General features: G+C 44.9%; 22 protein-coding genes. 18 read left to right on the top strand and 4 right to left on the bottom strand.

The genetic code is table 11. The features are described 5' to 3' along the window. Positions 1 to 6: 6 nt before the first annotated feature. The 14 genes from WC615_RS04475 (at position 7) to WC615_RS04410 (ending at position 11,227) form a co-directional block, all read left to right on the top strand. The gene (locus tag WC615_RS04475) at positions 7 to 1,113 is read left to right on the top strand and encodes an efflux RND transporter periplasmic adaptor subunit (protein WP_372976938.1); all 1,107 of its coding nucleotides are present in this window, start codon (positions 7 to 9) and stop codon (positions 1,111 to 1,113) included. 4 nt (positions 1,114 to 1,117) lie between these two features. Then, positions 1,118 to 4,342, top strand: a complete 3,225-nt coding sequence (locus tag WC615_RS04470; protein ID WP_372976937.1) for an efflux RND transporter permease subunit — start codon at positions 1,118 to 1,120, stop codon at positions 4,340 to 4,342. Next, a complete protein-coding gene (locus tag WC615_RS04465; protein WP_372976936.1) occupies positions 4,339 to 4,644 on the top strand; it encodes a hypothetical protein in 306 nt (101 codons plus the stop codon). Before WC615_RS04470 ends, WC615_RS04465 begins: the two co-directional genes overlap by 4 nt. 19 nt (positions 4,645 to 4,663) lie before the next feature. Continuing rightward, on the top strand, positions 4,664 to 4,849 hold the full coding sequence (locus WC615_RS04460; protein WP_372976935.1) for a DUF2892 domain-containing protein: 186 nt from the start codon (positions 4,664 to 4,666) through the stop codon (positions 4,847 to 4,849). 74 nt (positions 4,850 to 4,923) lie between these two features. Beyond that, on the top strand, positions 4,924 to 5,160 hold the full coding sequence (locus WC615_RS04455) for a thioredoxin family protein (protein WP_372976934.1): 237 nt from the start codon (positions 4,924 to 4,926) through the stop codon (positions 5,158 to 5,160). Positions 5,161 to 5,237: 77 nt separating this feature from the next. After that, positions 5,238 to 6,212 carry a permease gene (locus tag WC615_RS04450; protein WP_372976933.1) on the top strand — a complete coding sequence of 325 codons (975 nt, stop codon included), beginning with the start codon at positions 5,238 to 5,240 and terminating at the stop codon, positions 6,210 to 6,212. A 63-nt stretch (positions 6,213 to 6,275) separates the two neighbouring features. Further along, positions 6,276 to 6,713 carry a DinB family protein gene (locus tag WC615_RS04445; RefSeq protein WP_372976932.1) on the top strand — a complete coding sequence of 146 codons (438 nt, stop codon included), beginning with the start codon at positions 6,276 to 6,278 and terminating at the stop codon, positions 6,711 to 6,713. Between the two features lie 75 nt (positions 6,714 to 6,788). Then, a complete protein-coding gene (locus WC615_RS04440) occupies positions 6,789 to 7,487 on the top strand; it encodes a peroxiredoxin (RefSeq protein ID WP_372976931.1) in 699 nt (232 codons plus the stop codon). Between the two features lie 14 nt (positions 7,488 to 7,501). Further along, positions 7,502 to 7,954 carry an OsmC family protein gene (locus tag WC615_RS04435; RefSeq protein ID WP_372976930.1) on the top strand — a complete coding sequence of 151 codons (453 nt, stop codon included), beginning with the start codon at positions 7,502 to 7,504 and terminating at the stop codon, positions 7,952 to 7,954. 10 nt (positions 7,955 to 7,964) lie between these two features. Beyond that, positions 7,965 to 9,230, top strand: a complete 1,266-nt coding sequence (locus tag WC615_RS04430) for an NAD(P)/FAD-dependent oxidoreductase (protein ID WP_372976929.1) — start codon at positions 7,965 to 7,967, stop codon at positions 9,228 to 9,230. Between the two features lie 178 nt (positions 9,231 to 9,408). Beyond that, on the top strand, positions 9,409 to 9,645 hold the full coding sequence (locus WC615_RS04425) for a hypothetical protein (protein ID WP_372976928.1): 237 nt from the start codon (positions 9,409 to 9,411) through the stop codon (positions 9,643 to 9,645). Between the two features lie 39 nt (positions 9,646 to 9,684). Then, complete coding sequence (locus tag WC615_RS04420; protein WP_372976927.1) at positions 9,685 to 9,993, top strand: rhodanese-like domain-containing protein; 309 nt, start codon at positions 9,685 to 9,687, stop codon at positions 9,991 to 9,993. A 9-nt stretch (positions 9,994 to 10,002) separates the two neighbouring features. Further along, the gene (locus WC615_RS04415) at positions 10,003 to 10,638 is read left to right on the top strand and encodes a Crp/Fnr family transcriptional regulator (protein ID WP_372976926.1); all 636 of its coding nucleotides are present in this window, start codon (positions 10,003 to 10,005) and stop codon (positions 10,636 to 10,638) included. A gap of 202 nt (positions 10,639 to 10,840) precedes the next feature. Further along, on the top strand, positions 10,841 to 11,227 hold the full coding sequence (locus tag WC615_RS04410; protein WP_372976925.1) for a YidH family protein: 387 nt from the start codon (positions 10,841 to 10,843) through the stop codon (positions 11,225 to 11,227). A 171-nt stretch (positions 11,228 to 11,398) separates the two neighbouring features. On the opposite strand, the gene WC615_RS04405 is transcribed toward WC615_RS04410, so the two are convergent. From WC615_RS04405 to WC615_RS04390, 4 genes are all read right to left on the bottom strand, one after another. Then, entirely contained in the window at positions 11,399 to 12,481 is a 1,083-nt protein-coding gene (locus WC615_RS04405) for an efflux RND transporter periplasmic adaptor subunit (protein ID WP_372976924.1), read from the bottom strand. Between the two features lie 4 nt (positions 12,482 to 12,485). Further along, positions 12,486 to 15,719 (bottom strand): efflux RND transporter permease subunit, encoded by a 3,234-nt coding sequence (locus tag WC615_RS04400; protein WP_372976923.1) that lies wholly within the window; start codon positions 15,717 to 15,719, stop codon positions 12,486 to 12,488. 12 nt (positions 15,720 to 15,731) lie between these two features. After that, entirely contained in the window at positions 15,732 to 17,123 is a 1,392-nt protein-coding gene (locus WC615_RS04395) for a TolC family protein (protein WP_372976922.1), read from the bottom strand. Between the two features lie 118 nt (positions 17,124 to 17,241). Beyond that, positions 17,242 to 17,637 carry a hypothetical protein gene (locus tag WC615_RS04390; protein WP_372976921.1) on the bottom strand — a complete coding sequence of 132 codons (396 nt, stop codon included), beginning with the start codon at positions 17,635 to 17,637 and terminating at the stop codon, positions 17,242 to 17,244. Between the two features lie 213 nt (positions 17,638 to 17,850). Here WC615_RS04390 and WC615_RS04385 point away from each other — a divergent pair, with 213 nt between their 5' ends. From WC615_RS04385 to WC615_RS04370, 4 genes are all read left to right on the top strand, one after another. Continuing rightward, positions 17,851 to 18,219 carry a hypothetical protein gene (locus WC615_RS04385; RefSeq protein WP_372976920.1) on the top strand — a complete coding sequence of 123 codons (369 nt, stop codon included), beginning with the start codon at positions 17,851 to 17,853 and terminating at the stop codon, positions 18,217 to 18,219. Between the two features lie 78 nt (positions 18,220 to 18,297). Further along, on the top strand, positions 18,298 to 18,723 hold the full coding sequence (locus WC615_RS04380) for a MarR family winged helix-turn-helix transcriptional regulator (protein ID WP_372976919.1): 426 nt from the start codon (positions 18,298 to 18,300) through the stop codon (positions 18,721 to 18,723). A gap of 177 nt (positions 18,724 to 18,900) precedes the next feature. Beyond that, the gene (locus WC615_RS04375) at positions 18,901 to 19,113 is read left to right on the top strand and encodes a DUF2892 domain-containing protein (RefSeq protein ID WP_372976918.1); all 213 of its coding nucleotides are present in this window, start codon (positions 18,901 to 18,903) and stop codon (positions 19,111 to 19,113) included. A 287-nt stretch (positions 19,114 to 19,400) separates the two neighbouring features. Continuing rightward, positions 19,401 to 19,538 (top strand): hypothetical protein, encoded by a 138-nt coding sequence (locus WC615_RS04370; protein ID WP_372976917.1) that lies wholly within the window; start codon positions 19,401 to 19,403, stop codon positions 19,536 to 19,538. Positions 19,539 to 19,547: the final 9 nt, after the last annotated feature.

The following is a 19,547-nucleotide window of genomic DNA, read 5'->3' as shown; positions in this document are numbered from 1 at the left end:
TTAGCTATGAACTTTCCTATCCATAAAAACAGGGCCTTGCAACTATTTACTATTATAGGCTTACTGATTATCAGTTCCTGTTCATCAAATGAAAAAAAAGAAACACAAACAGGTGTAGATAGTGCGGTACTGGTTACGGTTAGCCGGCCTGCTGCTGACGTAAAGCAGGGATTAGCCGTAAGCGGCCAGGTGGAGGCGGGCCGGGCCGCTAACATCAGCACCCGCGTTATGGGTTATATCACCAGCATTAATATAAAATTGGGTGACCGGGTGAGTAAAGGACAGGTACTTGCAACGATCAGCAATGACGATATTCTTGCAAAACGGGCCCAAGCTGAGGCAATGATTGCACAGGCGGAAACCGCTTTTAGAAATGCGAAAAAAGACTACGACCGTTTCACCGCATTGTATAAACAGCAAAGCGCCTCGGCCAAGGAACTGGACAATATTACGCTGCAATATCAATCGGCTCGATCAGGCCTGGAAGCCGCTAAGCAGCAACGTAACGAGGTAAACGCGATGCTCAGCTACACCCGCTTGACCGCGCCTTTTGACGGAACGATTACCCAGAAAATGATGGATGCCGGCAGTATGGCCAATCCCGGAATGCCGCTATTGACCATTGAACAAGCCGGCAGCTACCAGGTAAGTGCCTCGGTACCGGAAAATGAGATCAGCCTGGTAAAAGAGGGTGCGCCAGTTTCCATAAATATCGATGCCATTCATAAAGTTATTAGTGGTAAGATTTCGCAGATCGTCAATTCTTCACAAAACAGTGGCGGGCAATTCCTCATCAAAATAGATATCCCGGATAATGAAAAGAAAGGACTCTTTGCCGGCATGTATGCCAATGTAAGTATCCCGGTAGCAACGGCCATCAAAACGGCCGCCGGTGGACAGGTGATGGTACCGGTAGCTGCTATTCAATATAAAGACCAGTTGACCGGTTTGTATACCATTGGCAGTAGCCATACCGCCTTGCTCCGTTGGGTGAGGCTGGGCAGAATGCAAGGGAACCAGGTGGAAGTATTAAGCGGACTGGCAGCAAATGAACAATTTATTGTTAGCGCAGAAGGTAGATTATACAACGGTGTACCCGTTAAAATTAAATAAAGACATGAAAAACGGATTTGCAGGAAATATAGCGAAGGCATTTATACAATCGAAATTAACGATACTGTTGATGCTTGCCTTTTTACTCATCGGCGGTTACAGCACGTTCCTGATCCCGCGTGAAGAGGAACCACAGATACAGGTACCGATGGCTGATATATTTATCGGATACCCCGGCGCATCGCCAAAAGATGTGGAAACCAAAGTTGCTGCACCAATTGAAAAAATGATCTCGAACATCAAGGGCGTAGAATACGTGTATTCTACTTCAATGCAGGGCCAGGCGATGGTGATCGTGCAGTTCAACGTGGGTGAAGATGTGGAGCGTTCTTTAGTGAAGCTGTACAGCGAACTGATGAAGAATATGGATAAAATGCCGCAAGGCGTTACGCTGCCATTGATCAAAACAAGGGCCATTGACGATGTGCCGGTATTGGGTTTAACCCTTTGGAGCGATAAATACGACGATTACCAGCTGAAACAGATGGGCCAGGAATTGGCGAATGAGGTCAAAAAGATCAACGATGTATCAGATGTTAACATCATTGGTGGCCGCAACCGTGAAGTAAAAGTATTGCTGGATAAAAATAAAATGGCCGAAAGCCATGTGGACTTTTTATCATTAAGTAAACAAATACAAGGCAGCAATATGCAATTGCCGGGCGGTACACTCCTGCAAAAAGACACCGCATTTTCAGTGGAAACGGGCAACTTTCTGGCCTCGTCAGACGATGTAGGCAATCTGGTGGTGGGAATTAACCAGCAGCAGCCTGTGTACCTGAAGCAGATAGCCAAAGTGGACGAAGGTGCCGAAACCCCCAGCCAATATGTGCTTTTTGGCTATGGCAAAGCCGATATTAAAAATGCAACTGTGTTCAGATCCAATTACCCGGCTATCACCCTTTCGATAGCCAAAAAGAAAGGCGCTGACGCGATGAAACTTTCGGAACAGATACTGGCCAAGGTGGAACATCTGAAAGCCAGTTTATTGCCCAATGATGTGCATTTAACCGTTACCCGTAACTACGGCGAAAGCGCATCGGACAAAGTGGGTGAATTACTGCTCCACCTGTTTATCGCCATTGTGGTGGTAACGGTATTTGTAATGCTGGCCATGGGCTGGCGCGGTGGCCTGGTGGTGTTTTTATCCGTACCGGTAACCTTCGCGCTTACGCTTTTTGCGTACTACTTTATGCATTACACGCTAAACCGTATTACACTGTTCGCGCTGGTGTTTATTACGGGTATAGTAGTTGATGATTCCATCATCATCGCAGAGAACATGCACCGGCACTTTAAAATGAAAAAGCTGCCGCCATTACAGGCCGCGATCTACGCCATTAACGAAGTGGGAAACCCAACGATCCTGGCTACGTTTACGGTGATTGCTGCGGTATTACCTATGGCTTTTGTATCCGGTATGATGGGGCCTTACATGAGCCCGATGCCGATCGGCGCATCCATAGCCATGATCTTGTCGCTGATTGTTGCGCTCACTTTAACCCCATACCTGGGTTACATTTTTCTGCGCGAAAAAGAAAATCATGGTACCGCACACGAAGAAAGTAAACCCAAATTGCTGGAAGAAACCCGCATTTATAAAATATATCGGTCTTCCATACAGCCTTTACTGGAAACCCGCTGGAAACGCTGGACCTTTATCCTGGGCACTGTGGCGATCCTGTTCGCCTCCTTGTCGATGTTCTATACCAAAGCGGTTGCGGTTAAAATGCTGCCCTTTGATAACAAGAATGAGTTCCAGGTGGTAATTGATATGCCGGAAGGCACCACGCTGGAGAAAACTCAGGCAGTAGCCAAAGACATCGGCTCTTATGTGTCCGGACAGGCGCTCGTGCGAAATTATGAAACTTATATCGGCACATCAGCGCCAATAAGCTTTAACGGGTTGGTTAGGCATTACGATTTAAGAAGAGGAGACAATGTAGCCGACATCCAAGTTAACCTGGTGGATAAAAAAGATCGCAGCATTCAAAGCCACGGTATCGCTAAAGAAATGCGCGGCCCGATACAAGCCATTGCTGCAAAATACCATGCCAACGTAAAGATCGTGGAAGTTCCGCCCGGCCCTCCTGTACTGTCAACCTTAGTGGCTGAAATTTATGGCCCCGACTATAACGAGCAGATCAAGGTAGCCAGGCAGGTGAAAAACCTGATGAACAAAACATCCAATGTAGTAGATGTGGACTGGATGGTAGAAGATGACCAACCGGAGTATCACATTGAAGTTAACAAAGAAAAGGCCATGCGTTATGGTATCGCTACCGCGCAGGTCGCCGCAACTGTTAATGCAGGTTTATCTGGTATGCCGGTGGGCAATATAGCCCAGCCAGCCGCCTATAACCAGACCGCCATTAAACTGCAGTTGAGCGATGAAGATAAAAGTAGTATAGATGATGTACTTAATTTAAAGGTGATTGGGATGCAGGGTAATGCCGTACCGGTAAAAGACCTGGTTACCGTAACCCGGCAGATGAGGCCAAAAAGCATTTACCGCAAAAACCAGAAAGAAGTAGTTTACGTGCTGGGCGATATGGCGGGCGACCTGGAAAGCCCTTCTTATGCGATCTCAGACGTTTCCGATCATTTAAAAACGGTAAGCATTCCCAAAGGTTTCTCGCTGAAAGAGGAATACACCCATCAGCCGGAGCTGGAAGATAATTACAGCCTGAAATGGGACGGTGAATGGCAGATCACATTCGAGGTGTTCCGCGACCTGGGGATCGCATTCGCGGTGGTGATCATTATGATCTATATCCTCATCGTAGGTTGGTTCCAGAATTTTACTGTGCCACTGGTGATGCTGGCTGCGATACCGCTATCCCTCATCGGCATTGTTTTGGGCCACTGGATGCTGCATGCCTATTTTACCGCGACCTCCATGATCGGTTTCATTGCGCTGGCCGGGGTGATGGTGCGGAATTCGATATTGCTTATCGACTTTATCAATATCAGGCTGGATGAGGGTATCCCGCTTAAACAGGCGATTATCGAAGCAGGTGCCGTACGTACCACGCCGATATTATTGACCGCCGGTGCAGTGGCTTTAGGCGCCGTGATCATCTTGTTCGACCCGATCTTCCAGGGCCTGGCCATCTCGTTGATGGGCGGTACGGTTACCTCTACTTTCTTAACGCTGATTGTGGTACCGCTGCTGTACTTTAAAATGATGCGTAAAACAGACCTTAACTCTAAAAAATCAGAATTATGAAAATATTGATCGTAACCTGCCTGAAAGAATATTTAAAAGACGTTGCCCGGATCTTTAAACAATCAAATATTGATGTTTTCAGCACCAATGAGATCACCGGGCACCGGAATAGTGCCACAGTTAACCTGCTGGAGGACTGGTTTGCCAGCGGTGGTGAAGATGCTGATTCGATGATGATCTTCACTTTTACGCCCGCAGCAAATGCTGAAAAGGGCCTTGAACTGATCAAAGACTATAATGAAACGATCCATGCTGATTTTCCCATCCGGGCATTTATTATGCCGGTAGAAAGATCTGTATAAACTTAAAAAACAAATAATTATGAAAGAACGAATTGTACGTGCCGTTGCCGGCACCATCGTGTTAACAAGCATAGCGCTGGCTTACACTGTCAATATCAACTGGCTTTGGCTGGGTGTATTTGTAGGGGCTAATTTGCTGCAATCTGCATTTACCAAATTTTGCCCGCTGGAAATGATCTTAAAGGCGGCGGGTGTGAAAAATTGAATGTGACATTTTATATATGATGCTTGTCATTTTACGAACTGTCAACATTGCCTAAATTGTAAAAATTCAGAAAAATGAAACACATAAAAATATTAGGTACTGGTTGCGCAAAATGCAAAGCCACTTACAGTAATGTATTGGAAGCTTTAAAGCAAACCGGAATTGAAGCCGACGTTACGAAAATAGAAGACATTGAAGAAATGATGAAATATAATGTGCTGGCCACTCCGGTGTTATTGATAGACGAAGTGTCAAAAGTGAAAGGCAGGGTTGCTGAAATTAACGAGATCAAAAAGTTATTGACGGAATAATCATTAAAATGTATAGCGGGTATACTAAATGCCGCCCTAACAAATGGATAATCATTTTGTAAATAAATTCAATAACCATGTTTGACTGGTTACAAAACTTTGCCGACTGGCTGATTTATTCGGTTTTTGGCATTTCGGCTAAGACCCATTTAGGTGAGGTGCTGAATTTTTTTGTGAACGACACCTTAAAAATTGCCATCCTGCTATTTTTAATTACCATTCTAATGGGAGTAGTTAACTCCTATTTTCCTGTTGAAAAAATCCGCAATTATTTAAGCCGCCATAAAATGTACGGGTTGGAATATTTGTTTGCGTCTTCATTTGGGGTCATTACGCCTTTTTGTTCCTGTTCTTCTGTCCCGTTATTTATCGGTTTTGTAAAAGGCGGCATACCCTTAGGTATCACCTTTACTTATCTCATTACTGCCCCGTTAGTAAATGAGGTGGCGATTGCCGTATTTGCTGCATCTTTTGGCTTTAAAGTTACCGCTATCTATGTAGCTACCGGGATTGTTTTAGGCATCTTAGGCGGATTTACGTTAGGTAAGTTTAAGCTGGAAAGACACCTTACACCCTGGGTACAGAACATTATATCCAATGCTGAAACAGAGGAAGCATTGGAGGAAGAAAAACTCCCGCTATCACACCGTTTCCCTGCCATTCTGAAGGAAGCATTCAATATTGTAAAAGGCGTTTCTCTTTACATCGTCATTGGTATAGCAATTGGTGCTTCCATGCATGGCTTTTTACCTACCGGCTTTTTTGAACAGTATATAAATAAGGGGCAATGGTATGCTGTACCACTTGCGGTGCTGGTTGGTGTGCCTATGTATAGCAACGCCGCAGGTGTTATACCGGTGATACAGGTACTGGTAGCCAAAGGGATTCCCTTAGGCACGGCTATAGCATTTATGATGGGTGTAATCGGTTTGTCTTTGCCTGAAGCCATGCTGCTGAAAAAAGTAATGAACATGAAATTGATTGCTATTTACTTTGGCACGATCTCACTTTTTATGGTATTATCAGGGTATCTATTCAACATTCTGCTTTAAAAATTACTTAAATAAATCTTCTATAGCTTTGTATTCTACATCATGAACCTAACACAAGCCTACATGCAAACATGGATAGAAGCCCGGACAAGGTTTTCTAATCTGTTGCCTTCCTTAGTGGAAGAAGGACTGACAAAAAAGTTAGCCAACACCAAAAATACTGCGGGATTTCTTATCCGGCATATAGCCGATGTAGAATTATTATTCGCCAAAAATGTATTCGGCTCAACCCAAGTAAAAGTACAGGCCAAAACGGTAATTGCGCAGCATGATACTGGAGAATGGACAAACCTTCAAGAGCTATTAGAACACCAGCAGTACGCCTTTGATCACCTGAAAGCAATTATTGAAAAGCAAACTGATGAAGATTGGCAGCAAGCCATAACAACCAGGGAATTTGGCACAAAAACTAAAGCCGAAGCTTTGGGCAGAATTATTTCTCACACAGCCTATCACGCCGGGCAACTGGCGCTAACGTTGAAATACGGTTCTGTGTTTTAGATCATCAAATGAACTGTTGAAGGTCATTATTTATTCTTCAAAGCCGCAGTAATTTAGTGTTCTAAATACTGCAAAATGGAATTAACAGAACAAGTACAGACAATGCCGCGCATTGGCGACAAAGCGCCCGAATTTAAAGCAGTGACCACTCAGGGTGATATTAATTTCCCTGCTGATTATAAAGATAAATGGGTTATCCTGTTTAGCCATCCCGCCGACTTTACGCCGGTTTGTACTTCGGAGTTCATGACCTTTGCCAAAATGGAACCGGAATTTAACGCGTTAAACTGCCAGCTGGTGGGTTTGTCGATCGATGGCTTATACAGCCATATCGCCTGGTTAAGAACAATCAAAGAAAAGATCGAATTCAAAGGGATGAAAAACATAGAAGTAAAATTCCCGCTGATTGAAGATATAACGATGGAAATAGCCAAAAAATACGGGATGATACAACCTGGTGAAAGTTCAACTAAGGCGGTTAGAGCCGTTTTCTTCATTGATCCGAAAGGGCTGATCCGCGCGATGATCTATTATCCGCTTTCTACGGGCAGAAATTTCGGTGAAATAAAAAGGGCGCTGATCGCGATGCAGACCGCAGATAAATACAGTATTGCGACCCCTGCAGACTGGCAGCCGGGTGATGATGTGATTGTGCCGACAGCGGGTTCCTGCGGGGTGGCCAAAGAAAGAATGGATCATAATGAAGAAATGACCTGTGCAGATTGGTTTTTCTGCACAAAGCCATTAGCTATAGAAAAAGTATTGGTTAAATAAATCAGACAAGTGATATGGAAACGCATTATTATAACGTAGATGTTAACTGGAATACTGACCGAAAAGGCACGATGTGTTCACCGGAGTTGAACCAAGAAGCAGGGAACTGCATTGAAGTGGCGACACCGCCCGAGTTTCCAAAAGGGATTCCCGGTATTTGGTCACCTGAGCATTTGTTCACTGCCGCCGTAAGTAGCTGTCTGATGACGACTTTCTTAGCCATCGCCGAAAATTCAAAACTCCCGTTTGAAAGCTTCAACTGTAGTTCAAAAGGAAAGCTGGAACAGGTGGACGGGAAATTTATCATGAGTGAGATCATCCTTGAGCCCACGGTGACCATTGCCGATGAAAAAGACAGGGAAAGGGCGGAGAGGGTTCTGCAAAAATCAGAAGCGGCCTGCCTGATCTCCAATTCTGTAAAGTCAAAAGTTACCATGACCCCAATAATTAAAATAATCGGCACTTAAATCAAATCTTATGTCAAAACCTCATATCCTCATCCTCGGATGCAATTTTGCCGGGCTTACTACAGCCAGGTATATCCATGCTGCTATAAAAGATAAAGCAGACATTACGATCATCGACCGAAAATCATTGCTCACCTTTGTCCCGAATATTCCAATGCAGGTTTTGGCGAACATAAACCCCGCGATTGACCTGCAATATAAGTTTATGTCCTACCTGGAGCATGACGGGAGCGAGTTTATCCAGGCAGATGTAATAACGGTGGATGCGGAAACAAATACAGTTTTTTACCAGCCGAATGAACGGCCGGGGCACCCCGTGAGAAAAATAAAATATGATTACCTGGTTATAGCCCTGGGCAACCGCCTGGCTTACGATGCGGTGGACGGGTTTAGCGAGAACGGCCATAGTGTAACGGATACCTTTTTGGGCAACCGGCTAAGAAACTATCTGCACAATGAATACAAAGGCGGGCCAATTGCGCTTACATCGGATGTATTTCATCAGGGAAAGAGCCCGAAACTGCCGCCCGGCTTACCTACAGCCATGACCGCTTGTGAAGGCCCGCCGGTTGAGCTGGCGTTTTCGTTGGCGCACTGGCTGGAAAAGAACCAAAAAGGTACCGCCGGTAAGGTTTATGTTTCAACCCCTGCAAAAGTAATTGCTGAAGATGCCGGCGAAACCATTTTGAATCAGCTATTACCCATGATGACAAAAATGGGGTATCACTATCAGGCCAACACGAATGGGATTAAAAAAATATATGACGGTGGTATTGAATTCAATGACGGCTCTTCGCAGGAAGCAGAGGTATCTATCATTTTTCCGGACTGGCAGGCACATACGTTTTTAAAAGAATTACCTTTTACCGATGATATGGGTTTTGTCATTACAGACTTGTTTATGCGGAATCCGGATTACCAGAATATTTTCGCTGTGGGCGACGCTGCCGCTATTACTGTTCCCAAGATAGGATCACTGGGCCATATGGAAGCCGAGGTATTGGCCAACACATTGGCCAAAGAATTAGGCGCCTTAAATGGAGAAGTTAACCCCATGGAGTTTGAACTGCTGTGTATGGGGGATATGGGAGGTATAAAAGGATTCTATATGCGGACAAATGAATGGTGGGGTGGTAAAGAAAGCCACTTGGAGATGGGCATTACCCCTTACGCGCTTAAAATGGGTTTTAAGCAAATGTATTATACCCTGGGCGGCAAGATCCCGCAGTGGGGCTTGGCCCTAAGTGAAATAATCGGAGATCATACCGTTATATAAACTTAATCCCGCCTGAACTTTAATGGTCACTCAGGAATATCGATCTTTTTAAAAGCAGCCTTTGGTTGCTTTTTTCGTATGTAACCTTTGTTACCAACCAGGCAGGCCATTGAAACTATCTTTGTACCAATATGTAAAACGCTCTTGATCCAGGAGGTACCCTAAAATACGAATAAATATGAAAAACCGCATTCTTAACAATTGGACTTTACCCCGTATACTTCGGGTAGCCATCGGTATGGTCATCATTGGAGAGGCTATATTCAGAGCAGATTTGATTAGCGGGATAGCCGCTACGGCTTTTACAGGTATGGGTGTTTTTAATATCGGCTGCTGCGGGTCTGGCGCCTGTTACACTCCTGTTAAAACAGGTAACGGGGAACTTAAGGATGTTCAATGTGAAGATGTGGTTTAAAAAAGTGATAAGAAAATTAATAATCATAAAATAAATAAGATGAATATATTCCAACAGCTATTTGGCGGAGGACCATCGGCTGACCTCGCCGGCATTATCAAAGAGGGCGCTTTTATAGTAGATGTTCGCACGCCCGGTGAATTCGGAAGCGGGCATGCTAAAGGTTCTGTCAATATCCCGTTAGATCAGCTGCCGCTGCACCTCTCAAAATTCAAAGACCACAAAAACATCATTGTTTGCTGCCAGAGCGGTGGCAGAAGCGGGCAGGCAAAAGTAATACTGGAAAAAAACGGCATTGCCAATGTGATCAATGGCGGAAGCTGGAATAATGTGGCGCAATACTGTTAACTTAGCTCCATGGATGAATCAGCAGATCTGGCTTTTCAGTTTGAACCCGCTCTGATAGCAGAAATTGAGGAGTTTGGTGAACTACGTTCATTCAAAGACGGTGATATCATTATGGATTATGGAAAATATATCCGGATGATGCCGCTTGTAGTAAAAGGCACCTTAAAAGTCCTTAAAAAAGACGATAACGGTAACGAGATATTATTGTATTATTTATCCAGCAGCGAGAGCTGTTCGATGGCTTACAGCTGTTGCCTGGAAGAAAAAAAGAGCGAAGTTAAAGCCATCGCTGAAGGTGACCTTCAACTTATCGCAATTCCGCATAATAAACTGGATGAATGGCTGTGTAAATATCCCAGCTGGAAAAACTATATCATGCGGAGCTTTAACGAGCGTTTCTCCGAGATGTTAAAATCCATAGAAAGCATTGCTTTTCATAAACTGGATGACCGGCTGATCGCTTATCTGAAAGAAAAGAAAAGATTATCAGGTTCCAGCCTGATCAAAGCCTCCCACTACCAGATCGCCGATGAGCTGGCTACTTCCCGGGTAGTTATCTCCCGTCTCCTGAAGATCCTGGAAAATAACGGGAAGATTCTTTTATATCGCAACGAGATCAAACTGCTGAAAGCATTTGATTCCTAATTGCAACAAAATAACCAGGGAACTTTTATAAAAATTATTGCCGCTGTAGTGATCATTGTTTTAACATATAATACTATTTCGGTATGCTTTCCATCATTCACTTACCAGCCGGCCTGGCATAGCTGATTGGAATTACGATGATCATACCGTTTTGTTATTCAAACAAACAGGGGCGTTTTGGTATTGTATAAACTTTGCACCTATGGACAACAACGAAAAGATCACAGCCAGCCCCTCAGATCATTTAGCTAATGAGCGCACTTTCCTTGCCTGGATAAGAACGAGCATTGCGATAATGGGTTTTGGATTTGTGGTAGTGAAATTTGCTCTTTTTATAAAAGAAGTTTCCCTGGTATTAACCAACAAACAGGCAATATTGCCGGGCAAGGGATACTCTACCCAAATTGGGATACTGCTGGTGGCAATTGGGGCTTTTATGGCTTTTTATGCTTATTGGCGATACCGTATCACAGAAAAACAATTGTTAAACAAAACTTACAAGCCATCTTATCTTCCTTCTTTAATCCTTACGCTTGCTATACTAACCGTTGGGATTTTACTGGTGATGTATCTTATTCCCGGATTGTAAATTCTGCCTTATACAGATGCATCCGGAACCCGGTAATTAATCAAAAAAAACCACAACATTTAATTGGAGATCGTTTGCGTTAGTGAAAGGGCGCTAAGAGGGGCACTATCACAATAATCCGGTTAAAAGAGAAACCGGCATGGCTACGTTTGCAACCATGCCGGTTCAGGCTTAATTTATAACGGTACCATCCTTAATATCGTCGCCGGCTTGGGTAACGATAATATCAGTCGGTACCAAAGCGCCGAACACTTCCGTGGAGTCTTTGCCTGCCAGCCCTTCTTTGATATCGACCAGTTTGGCCTTGCCGTCTCTCACGGTGATCACATATTCCCGTTCGGTGGAACGCACGATCGCTGTGTTGGGTACCAGCAAAGATTTGGCACCTGAAAGCATCGGTATCTTTACCTCCGCATACATACCGGGTTTAAGCTGGCCGTCTTTATTGATGACATCGATCTCGATCGCTTCTGACCGCATATTGCCCAAGGCATTGGCTGATCGGCTGATCTTCGCGGTATGTTCCTTGCCCGGCATAGCATTGAAGGTAAAAGAGACCACTTGCTTAAGATCCACTTTATCAACGTAATCTTCGGGAATGGCTACTTCTAACCGCAGTTTGCGGGTATCCTGTAATACCAGCATGGGCTGGTCGGTGGCTTTGCCCGGCGCCACCAACGCTCCCGGCGATACATTCCGCTGTACAATGGTGCCGTCAAACGGGGCATAGATCCTAAGATAACCCTGCATGGTCTTTACGGATTGCATATTGGATCTTTCCGCATTGGCAATGGCCATATCAGATTTCATCCGGGATACAGCATTATCCAGGTCCAGCGGCGATACCGAACCGGGTTCAGCGGCAGCCTGTTTTAAACGGTTATATTTTTCTTTGCTGGCATTTGCTGTTTCCTGCGCCTGCAAGTAGCGCGAAGTGGCAGCCTGTAGCTGAGATTCCATTTCGGGGGCTTCCAGTATAATTAATAACTGCCCTTTCTTGACCTGGGAACCGCGGTCTACGAAGATCTGTTTAACAAATCCATTTGCTTTGGGAAACAGGTTGACCTCGTTAAAAGGGTTTAATTGTCCCGGCAGCCTGGCATAACTGGACAAGGCTTTTTCAGTGATGGTACCGGTCTCATATTTCTTGTTTCCGCTTGCTTTCGCTTCTGTCAGGTCAACCGGTTTTTCGTTACCGGAGCAGGCTGCTAAAAAACAGGCCGATGCGCATAAGATGATTATTTTCGTTTTCATGTGTTTATATCGTTGATGTTTGAATAGCTGTGGTTTCTTCCGGCATTAATGACGGTGATTCATAAGTGGTCTTGTCTTGTACCCAGGCAAATACCAGGGGCAAAATGAACAATGCGGCCAGTGTGGAAGCAAACAGGCCGCCGATCACGGCCCGCCCCAGCGGTGCGGTCTGTTCACCCGCCTCGCCCATGCCGGAAGCCATCGGGATCATCCCCGCCATCATGGCAAAACTGGTCATAAGGATAGGTCGCAAACGGATAGCTGCGCTCGTGATAGATGCGCGCGTAGCGTCTTTAAATTCCAGGCGCAGTTTTTCACCATTCGTTACAATCAGGATCGCGTTCGCTACTGATACCCCGGTAGACATGATCATCCCCATATAGGATTGCAGGTTAAGCGTAGAACCTGTCAGCAATAAAGCGGTCAGTGAACCTAATATTACTGCCGGAACAGTAGAGAGTACTGTTAATGAAAGCTTGAACGACTGGTAATTGGCTGCCAGCAGCAAGAAGATCACCAGTACGGCGAAGGCTAAACCACTTTGCAAACTGCTCATGGTTTCGGTCAGCAGGCTTGACATCCCTTTAAGTTCTGCGACAAGGCCTTTTGGCGGCGCACCTAATGAAGTCATGGCCTTTTGTACATCGGCGGTTGCCGTCCCCAGGTCCTTTTTATAGATATTGGCGCTTACCGTTAAAAAGCGGCGGGGGCCGGAACGGTCATATTCGCCAGGGGAATAGATAACCTTGAAATCGGCCACATCAGCCAGTGTCGGCGTACTTTGTCCTTTTAAAAGTGGGATCTCTTTCAGTTCATCCATCGTGTTCATAACATACTCCGGGATTTGTACCTGCACCTGGTAGGTATAGGCAGCCTTTTCATCCAGCCATTGGTTCTTTTCTGTAAAGCGGCTGGAGGAGGTACTCGCCGTAACCGAACGCGCAATATCGGTCACGTTCAATCCGAATTGGGACACCTTTTCCCGGTCAAGGGTAATCGCCACTACAGGGATGCGCAAAGGCTGAACGATCTGCACATCGCGCAGGTAGCTGATCTGCTTTAATTTAGCTACCGCTTTATTGGCATAGGTCTCAATTTGAGTCATATCTTTACCCGCGACCCGGATTTCGATAGGCGTAGCCGCGCCCTGGCTCATAATCTTTTCCGTCATATCGATCGGCTCAAAAGTGATCCGCATGTCCGGCAGCTCATGCGAGATGTTTTTGCGCAATGCGTCCTTCAGTTCATCCATGTTCACTTTGTAATGTTCATCGAGGTTCACCTGCAGCACCGCCTCATGCGTACCGGTATTAAAAATGTACAGGTTACTGGTACCGTAACTGCTCGGTACAATACCAACATAGCCCGAACTGATGGCAATATGGTGGTCCACGGTCTTGTCGATAATGTTCAATACCTCTTTGAATTTATCTTCCGTACGTTCCAAACGGGTGCCGTCCGGCGCTTTTATACGGATCAGGAATTGTCCGTTGTTTAGCTTTGGCATCATGTCTTTACCGATGACAACAAACCCTACACCAGCCAGAACGATCACAGCTACGATATAGATCGGTACGATGAATTTTTTATTCGGCATCCAGCGGGTAATGATTCCCATGAACCGCATTTTGACCTTTTCAAAAAAGTCATTGTTTTCCGGATGATCTTGTTCTTCTTTCAGATGCGTATTAACCTGTGTTTCTTCTTTTTTATTCAGTGCTTCACCGGCATGAGCATGCAATTCACCATGGGCATAATGCTGATATTGCTCGGCCTTGATTAGCCAGTTGCTTAATATAGGTACTAAGGTTTGTGCCAGCAGGTAAGATACGATCATCGTCAAACCGATGGACATCGATAAGGGCAGGAACATAGCTTTGGGCACACCGTTCATCAAAAAGGACGGTGCAAATACGGCCAGGATACAAAGCAGAATCAGTAATAGCGGGAAGGATATCTCTTCGCAGGCATCGTAGATGGCCAGTTTTTTCGATTTCCCCATTTCCAGATGCTGGTGGATATTCTCTATCGTCACTGTCGCCTGGTCGACCAGGATACCGATGGCCAGTGCCAGCCCGCTAAGGGTCATGATATTGATGGTTTGGCCAAACATGCCTAACAGGAACACACCTAATAGAATGGATACCGGGATGGTAATTACCACGATCAAACTGCTGCGCCAGTCGCGTAGGAATAAAAGCACCATTAACCCGGTCAGTAAGGCACCCAAACCGCCTTCGGTCATTAAACTCTTTACTGCGTTGATAACGAAGATAGACTGGTCAAACTCATAGGATATTTTCACATCGTCCGGCAGCAAACTTTGCATTTCCGGGATTTTGCTTTTCAAGCTTTGCACCACCGACCATGTAGAAGCATCGGCGGTTTTTACCACTGGTATATAAACCGAACGTTTACCGTTAATCAGAGCATAATCCACTGTAACGTCAGCCGCATCGGCTACCCTGGCCACGTCTTTTACCAAAACGGAAACCCCGTTTTTGGTTTTGATGGGGATATCACCAAACTCTTCCGATTTTTTTACCAAAGAGTTTATTGTTGTGGTGAACATGGTATTGTTGATACGGAGGTTACCCGATGGCGACATGGCGTTGAATTTGGCCAGCGCCTCTACCACCTGGTCAGGGGTAAGGTCGTAACTGCGCATTTTGTTGGGATCAACGCTAACAGTGATTGAACGCGAGTTGGCACCAAAGGGTGGTGGGGCCGACAGGCCCGGAACCGAGGCGAACATGGGCCGTATACGGGTAGCCGCCATATCGTAAATCTCCTTTAAACTACGGCCCGGAGCGGATAAGACCAGCTGGCCGACAGGCAGGGACGATGCATCATAACGCACTACCTGCGGCGGCAGGGCGCCCGGCGGAAAGAACTTCATAGCGCGGTTCACCTGTAAAGCTACCTGCGCCTGGGCTTCGGCCATGTTTACGTTTTCGTAAAAACTAAGCTTTAGCATGGTTAAACCCTGTATATTCTTACTGGTAATAGTTTTAACACCATTTACATACAGGAACTGATCCTGCAAACGGGTGGAGAAAAAACCCTCCATTTGTTGGGGCGACATACCCCCGTAGGATTCGATAACATAGATGGTGGGCAGGTTCAACTGCGGGAAAATATCTATCGGTATTTTTATTGCACTAAGCACGGCAAATATTAAAAGGCTCATGGTGACCACCACGACGGTGATCGGCCTTTTGAGTGCGGATGTGACCATTGACATAGCTAATTAATTTAAAAGGTTTAAAACTGAACTGACCTGGTTTCCTGTCACGGCCTTTTGGAACAAGGCATTCGTGTACGCATATTTGGCCTGGACATAATCGGTTTCCGCACGGTACAAAATATTTAAGGCGGCGTTCAGTTCAATAATGTCGGTCAAACCGCTTTTATATAAGGAAAGCTTTTGGCGGTAACCCGCATTGGCCGCCTTCAACTGGTTAGGGATCTCCTGTAAACGCTGTTTTGCGGTGTTTAATTCCACATCGGCCTGGTTTACGCTCAGTGTTAAGGCGTTCCTTTGTTCATCCAGTTGTTTTTGCGCGTAATTGGTCGCCGTTTTTTGGGTACGGAGTTTGAGCTGCCTGCGCCTAATATCAAACAGGTTATAGGAAATGCCCACGCCTACCAGGTAATTGTTCCGGTTGAACCCCCAGCCGGTAGAAAGGCTGTTGAAATTATCATTGGCATCTATACTGGAGCCACGGCCCCAAACAGCGGCTTCCAGTAATATCTTAGGGTTATATTGTTTCCTGACCAGGTCTTCGCGATAGAGGCTGCCTTGGTAGATGGACTTGTAATAGTTGATCAAAGGGTTGTTGGCAGTATCGGCGGTTAACATTACCGGTGTTACTGATTCCGTGACCATCCTTGTCTCTGCTGCCGTATCTGGGATGATGGTTTGATATGGCAGCCCGCTGATCGCTGAAAGCTGCAGCTGAACCCTTTTCAACTGATTATCCAGTTCAATATAAGTCAGCCTTGCTTTGGACAGCTCGGCTTCGGCGATACTTGTATCTACGCCGGGACGGACCCCGCTTTTGGCAAGTGACTGTATGGAGCGGCGGATCTCCTGGTTGCGCTGTATATTCCTGTTTTGAATAGCCAGATAGTCCTGCAGGCGCATCAATTGCAGATAGCTGCCTATGGTGTAAGCCTGCAGCTGGTATTTGGATTGCGCAAACTTGTTCTGTTCGATATTGATATCCGAGTTGGCCACCTTATTCTGGGCACTATAAGCTCCAAAATTGTAAACCTCCCAGTCCAGTGCGGCAATGCCCAGGTTGGTCAATACCGCGCTCGTATTACTTTCGGTTCTTACACCTCGCGAATTGGACGGGATGATACCAAAACCAAAGTACGGGCCGGCATCGTTGTTATTGGTGCCTACATCGGCCTGGTAATTTAGTTTCAGGTTAGGCAGCCAGTTGCTGCGGGTCTCGGCTGCCTGGGCCTGCCTGATCGTAATGGCGGCAGAATCCGTGAGCAGGGAGGGCGCTTTTTCATTGACCCGATTTAACAGGTCCTTTAATTTGACCGGCGGATTTGCTTGCTGTGCGTAAGTATGCCCTGCAATAAAAAGGCAAATAACGACAAATAGCTGTCTTTTTGAACTTTGCATATTAATTTTTCGGAAATGAAATAAATAGTGAGTGCCGTTTATACCGGCAATACCTTAAATAAAAGCATGTAGATTGCGCAAAAGGCCTGCTATGGCGCTATTGCAGAAGTGGTATTGATCAGATCCTGATGACGCAGAGGGATAAGTAGGAATGAGTTGGGTGATAAAGATGGCCAGACACATCAGCAAATAACTTGGGCTTAAGTCTCCACACCAGCGAGATAAATAGCAGGATTGTAAAAAAGTTTAAAAAGGACCTGATGGAATCAGATACCGCTTTACGCTCTTCGAAGATCGATTTATCAGGCCGTTTAATAAAACTCAGCTCTTTTTTTGCACCCACATGATATTCCTGCTTTCTTTTAAAAATAGAATTGTGGGAGAGAGGCGCGTGGTGCGCACCCTTGGTTAAGCACGGAATAAAAAAAACATGAGTAGAGGCAGTGAAGAAATACACTGCTAAAAGCACTAGCACTAAGATATTTTGGGGCAATGTAGCCTGCTTATTTTTCACCTTTTAATATTTCACTGCAAACATCTAAAAAATAAAATGGTTTTTTTGCAAAAGTATTGTTGCAATAACATTTTTTTTATTGTTTAATGATTATTAATCAGTATCCTGTAGGCGCTCGAATTTAAGCTATCCATACGTTGGCCCAGTTAATGGCCCTGATGCTTGCGGCCCTGATCATTTGAATTAAACAAACCAAAATACTTACATTTGTCTATGAGGCTGCACAATGATAAAAAAACAAGTGTACTGCTGCTGACCGCGGCCTACCTATTTGTCGTGCTTACCCATATCCTGTTGCTGCCCAACCATCACATTGTCTCCACCAAATCTCACGCACGCTATAATTCTATCTTCAAAAGGAAACTGGATAACTCCAGTGCTCAGGCCTTCAGTATCATACACCGTACGGATAAGTCTGTTTTAAACAAAGATAAAGACGCGCAAGATCTTTTTGTTAAACTGGCCGGTTCCTTTTTGATCTTATTTTTTATTCCCCATATTACCCGGAAAATGATGTGGCGTACCCTCATACCGCATTACTTTGCGCCCTTTTCACCTTTCCGGCTCTCCCTGCGTATTTGATTCTTTTAGTTATTAACTGTTTGGCAAACCGCCCGTTGCGGGCTTGTTTCATTCCTGTTTTTCTTAAAGAATTTTATTATGCAAATCCTATTATCCAAAAGCTTGCGGCGTTTAAGCAGGCTGTATAGCCGTGCTATCGTTAAAGTCCTGCCCGATCTCCGCCTTGAACATTACGCAGAGATCATCCTTTTACTGGCCTCCGCGGAACAGACCCCAACACACAAGGAACTGGCTGAATTATTCCAGGTTGATAAGTCACGCATTGCGGTGCTCATCGAAGGAATGACCAGGGACGGCTTTGTTTATACCGAACAAAATGCCGCCGACAGAAGAGCTCATTTTATTTATCTGACCAGTAAAGGCAAAGAAAGTGTGCCCAAGATACATGAAGCGATAGAGCAGGTCAATCATATGATCAATCAGCAACTGGATAAGACGCATCTTGATCATTTCTATGCAACGCTTTTTAAGATGCAATCAAACCTGGTTGATATTGCTCTTTAAATTTAAACGACAGGCGCTTCGGTACTAATCACTTTCATCCCGAGACACTGAACGCTCAATTGAAGTCTTTGATCCGGTCTTCCTGACCAAAATGAGACGAAGATCACTATTTTATGTGACGTATGTTACCGGCAGCGGCATAGATAACTATTAATTTTAATAAAAAAATTAACAGCTATGAAAAAGAACATGGGGGGCCTTGACCGTGGTTTACGGATTTTTGCCGCTGTCGGAATCGCCGTATTATACTACACAGGTGTGCTATCCGGCACATTGGCCATTATATTGCTTGTTTTAGCGGGCGTATTTATTTTAACCAGTTTTATCAGCTTTTGCCCCTTGTATTATCCTTTTAATATTAGCACAAAGAAAGTTGATGCAGGGAACTGATCGGTAGGATTACAAAAAACGGAATAGACGATTAATGTATGATTAATAAGTATTACCTGGTATTTGATTTGTGTAGTATTTATTGTTTGGATTGGGTAAAGTTTATAAATAATAGGCTATCACAGAATATCGTAACCTAACGAAAACTAATTCAATCAATTTTTCAAATTATTGCGCCGATCATTTTGATCATTGACCTGCGATAATCAAAATGTTTTTATTTCAAAAACATTTACTACCACCTATAGGCCCCGGAACGGGCCAATTCTCCTTCTAAAAACAAATATATGGCCGAAAAACATTTACAAGAAAAAGAAGAACATTTCGTGCCGGTAGGTACCATTGTTTTTATCACGCTTTTATTGGCGCTTACCGCGCTGATCTGGTTCAGTCTCTACAATCTTCAGTTAGAAAGGCACTATTAATCTATAGCT

It is taken from the genome of Mucilaginibacter sp. (assembly GCF_041663085.1).
Classification (GTDB): Bacteria; Bacteroidota; Bacteroidia; order Sphingobacteriales; family Sphingobacteriaceae; genus Mucilaginibacter.
Note: the sequence above shows the minus strand (reverse complement) of the source record. Positions and strands in the feature narration are given on the sequence as shown.

Coding starts and splice junctions, on each gene's coding strand:
- WC615_RS04455 (WP_372976934.1), top strand. CDS start 4,924: ATGAAACACATAAAAATATTAGGTACTGGTTGCGCAAAATGCAAAGCC.
- WC615_RS04435 (WP_372976930.1), top strand. CDS start 7,502: ATGGAAACGCATTATTATAACGTAGATGTTAACTGGAATACTGACCGA.
- WC615_RS04370 (WP_372976917.1), top strand. CDS start 19,401: ATGGCCGAAAAACATTTACAAGAAAAAGAAGAACATTTCGTGCCGGTA.
- WC615_RS04375 (WP_372976918.1), top strand. CDS start 18,901: ATGAAAAAGAACATGGGGGGCCTTGACCGTGGTTTACGGATTTTTGCC.
- WC615_RS04450 (WP_372976933.1), top strand. CDS start 5,238: ATGTTTGACTGGTTACAAAACTTTGCCGACTGGCTGATTTATTCGGTT.
- WC615_RS04405 (WP_372976924.1), bottom strand. CDS start 12,481: ATGAAAACGAAAATAATCATCTTATGCGCATCGGCCTGTTTTTTAGCA.
- WC615_RS04425 (WP_372976928.1), top strand. CDS start 9,409: ATGAAAAACCGCATTCTTAACAATTGGACTTTACCCCGTATACTTCGG.
- WC615_RS04440 (WP_372976931.1), top strand. CDS start 6,789: ATGGAATTAACAGAACAAGTACAGACAATGCCGCGCATTGGCGACAAA.
- WC615_RS04400 (WP_372976923.1), bottom strand. CDS start 15,719: ATGGTCACATCCGCACTCAAAAGGCCGATCACCGTCGTGGTGGTCACC.
- WC615_RS04410 (WP_372976925.1), top strand. CDS start 10,841: ATGGACAACAACGAAAAGATCACAGCCAGCCCCTCAGATCATTTAGCT.
- WC615_RS04395 (WP_372976922.1), bottom strand. CDS start 17,123: ATGCAAAGTTCAAAAAGACAGCTATTTGTCGTTATTTGCCTTTTTATT.
- WC615_RS04465 (WP_372976936.1), top strand. CDS start 4,339: ATGAAAATATTGATCGTAACCTGCCTGAAAGAATATTTAAAAGACGTT.
- WC615_RS04445 (WP_372976932.1), top strand. CDS start 6,276: ATGCAAACATGGATAGAAGCCCGGACAAGGTTTTCTAATCTGTTGCCT.
- WC615_RS04460 (WP_372976935.1), top strand. CDS start 4,664: ATGAAAGAACGAATTGTACGTGCCGTTGCCGGCACCATCGTGTTAACA.
- WC615_RS04420 (WP_372976927.1), top strand. CDS start 9,685: ATGAATATATTCCAACAGCTATTTGGCGGAGGACCATCGGCTGACCTC.
- WC615_RS04415 (WP_372976926.1), top strand. CDS start 10,003: ATGGATGAATCAGCAGATCTGGCTTTTCAGTTTGAACCCGCTCTGATA.
- WC615_RS04385 (WP_372976920.1), top strand. CDS start 17,851: ATGAGGCTGCACAATGATAAAAAAACAAGTGTACTGCTGCTGACCGCG.
- WC615_RS04475 (WP_372976938.1), top strand. CDS start 7: ATGAACTTTCCTATCCATAAAAACAGGGCCTTGCAACTATTTACTATT.
- WC615_RS04430 (WP_372976929.1), top strand. CDS start 7,965: ATGTCAAAACCTCATATCCTCATCCTCGGATGCAATTTTGCCGGGCTT.
- WC615_RS04380 (WP_372976919.1), top strand. CDS start 18,298: ATGCAAATCCTATTATCCAAAAGCTTGCGGCGTTTAAGCAGGCTGTAT.
- WC615_RS04470 (WP_372976937.1), top strand. CDS start 1,118: ATGAAAAACGGATTTGCAGGAAATATAGCGAAGGCATTTATACAATCG.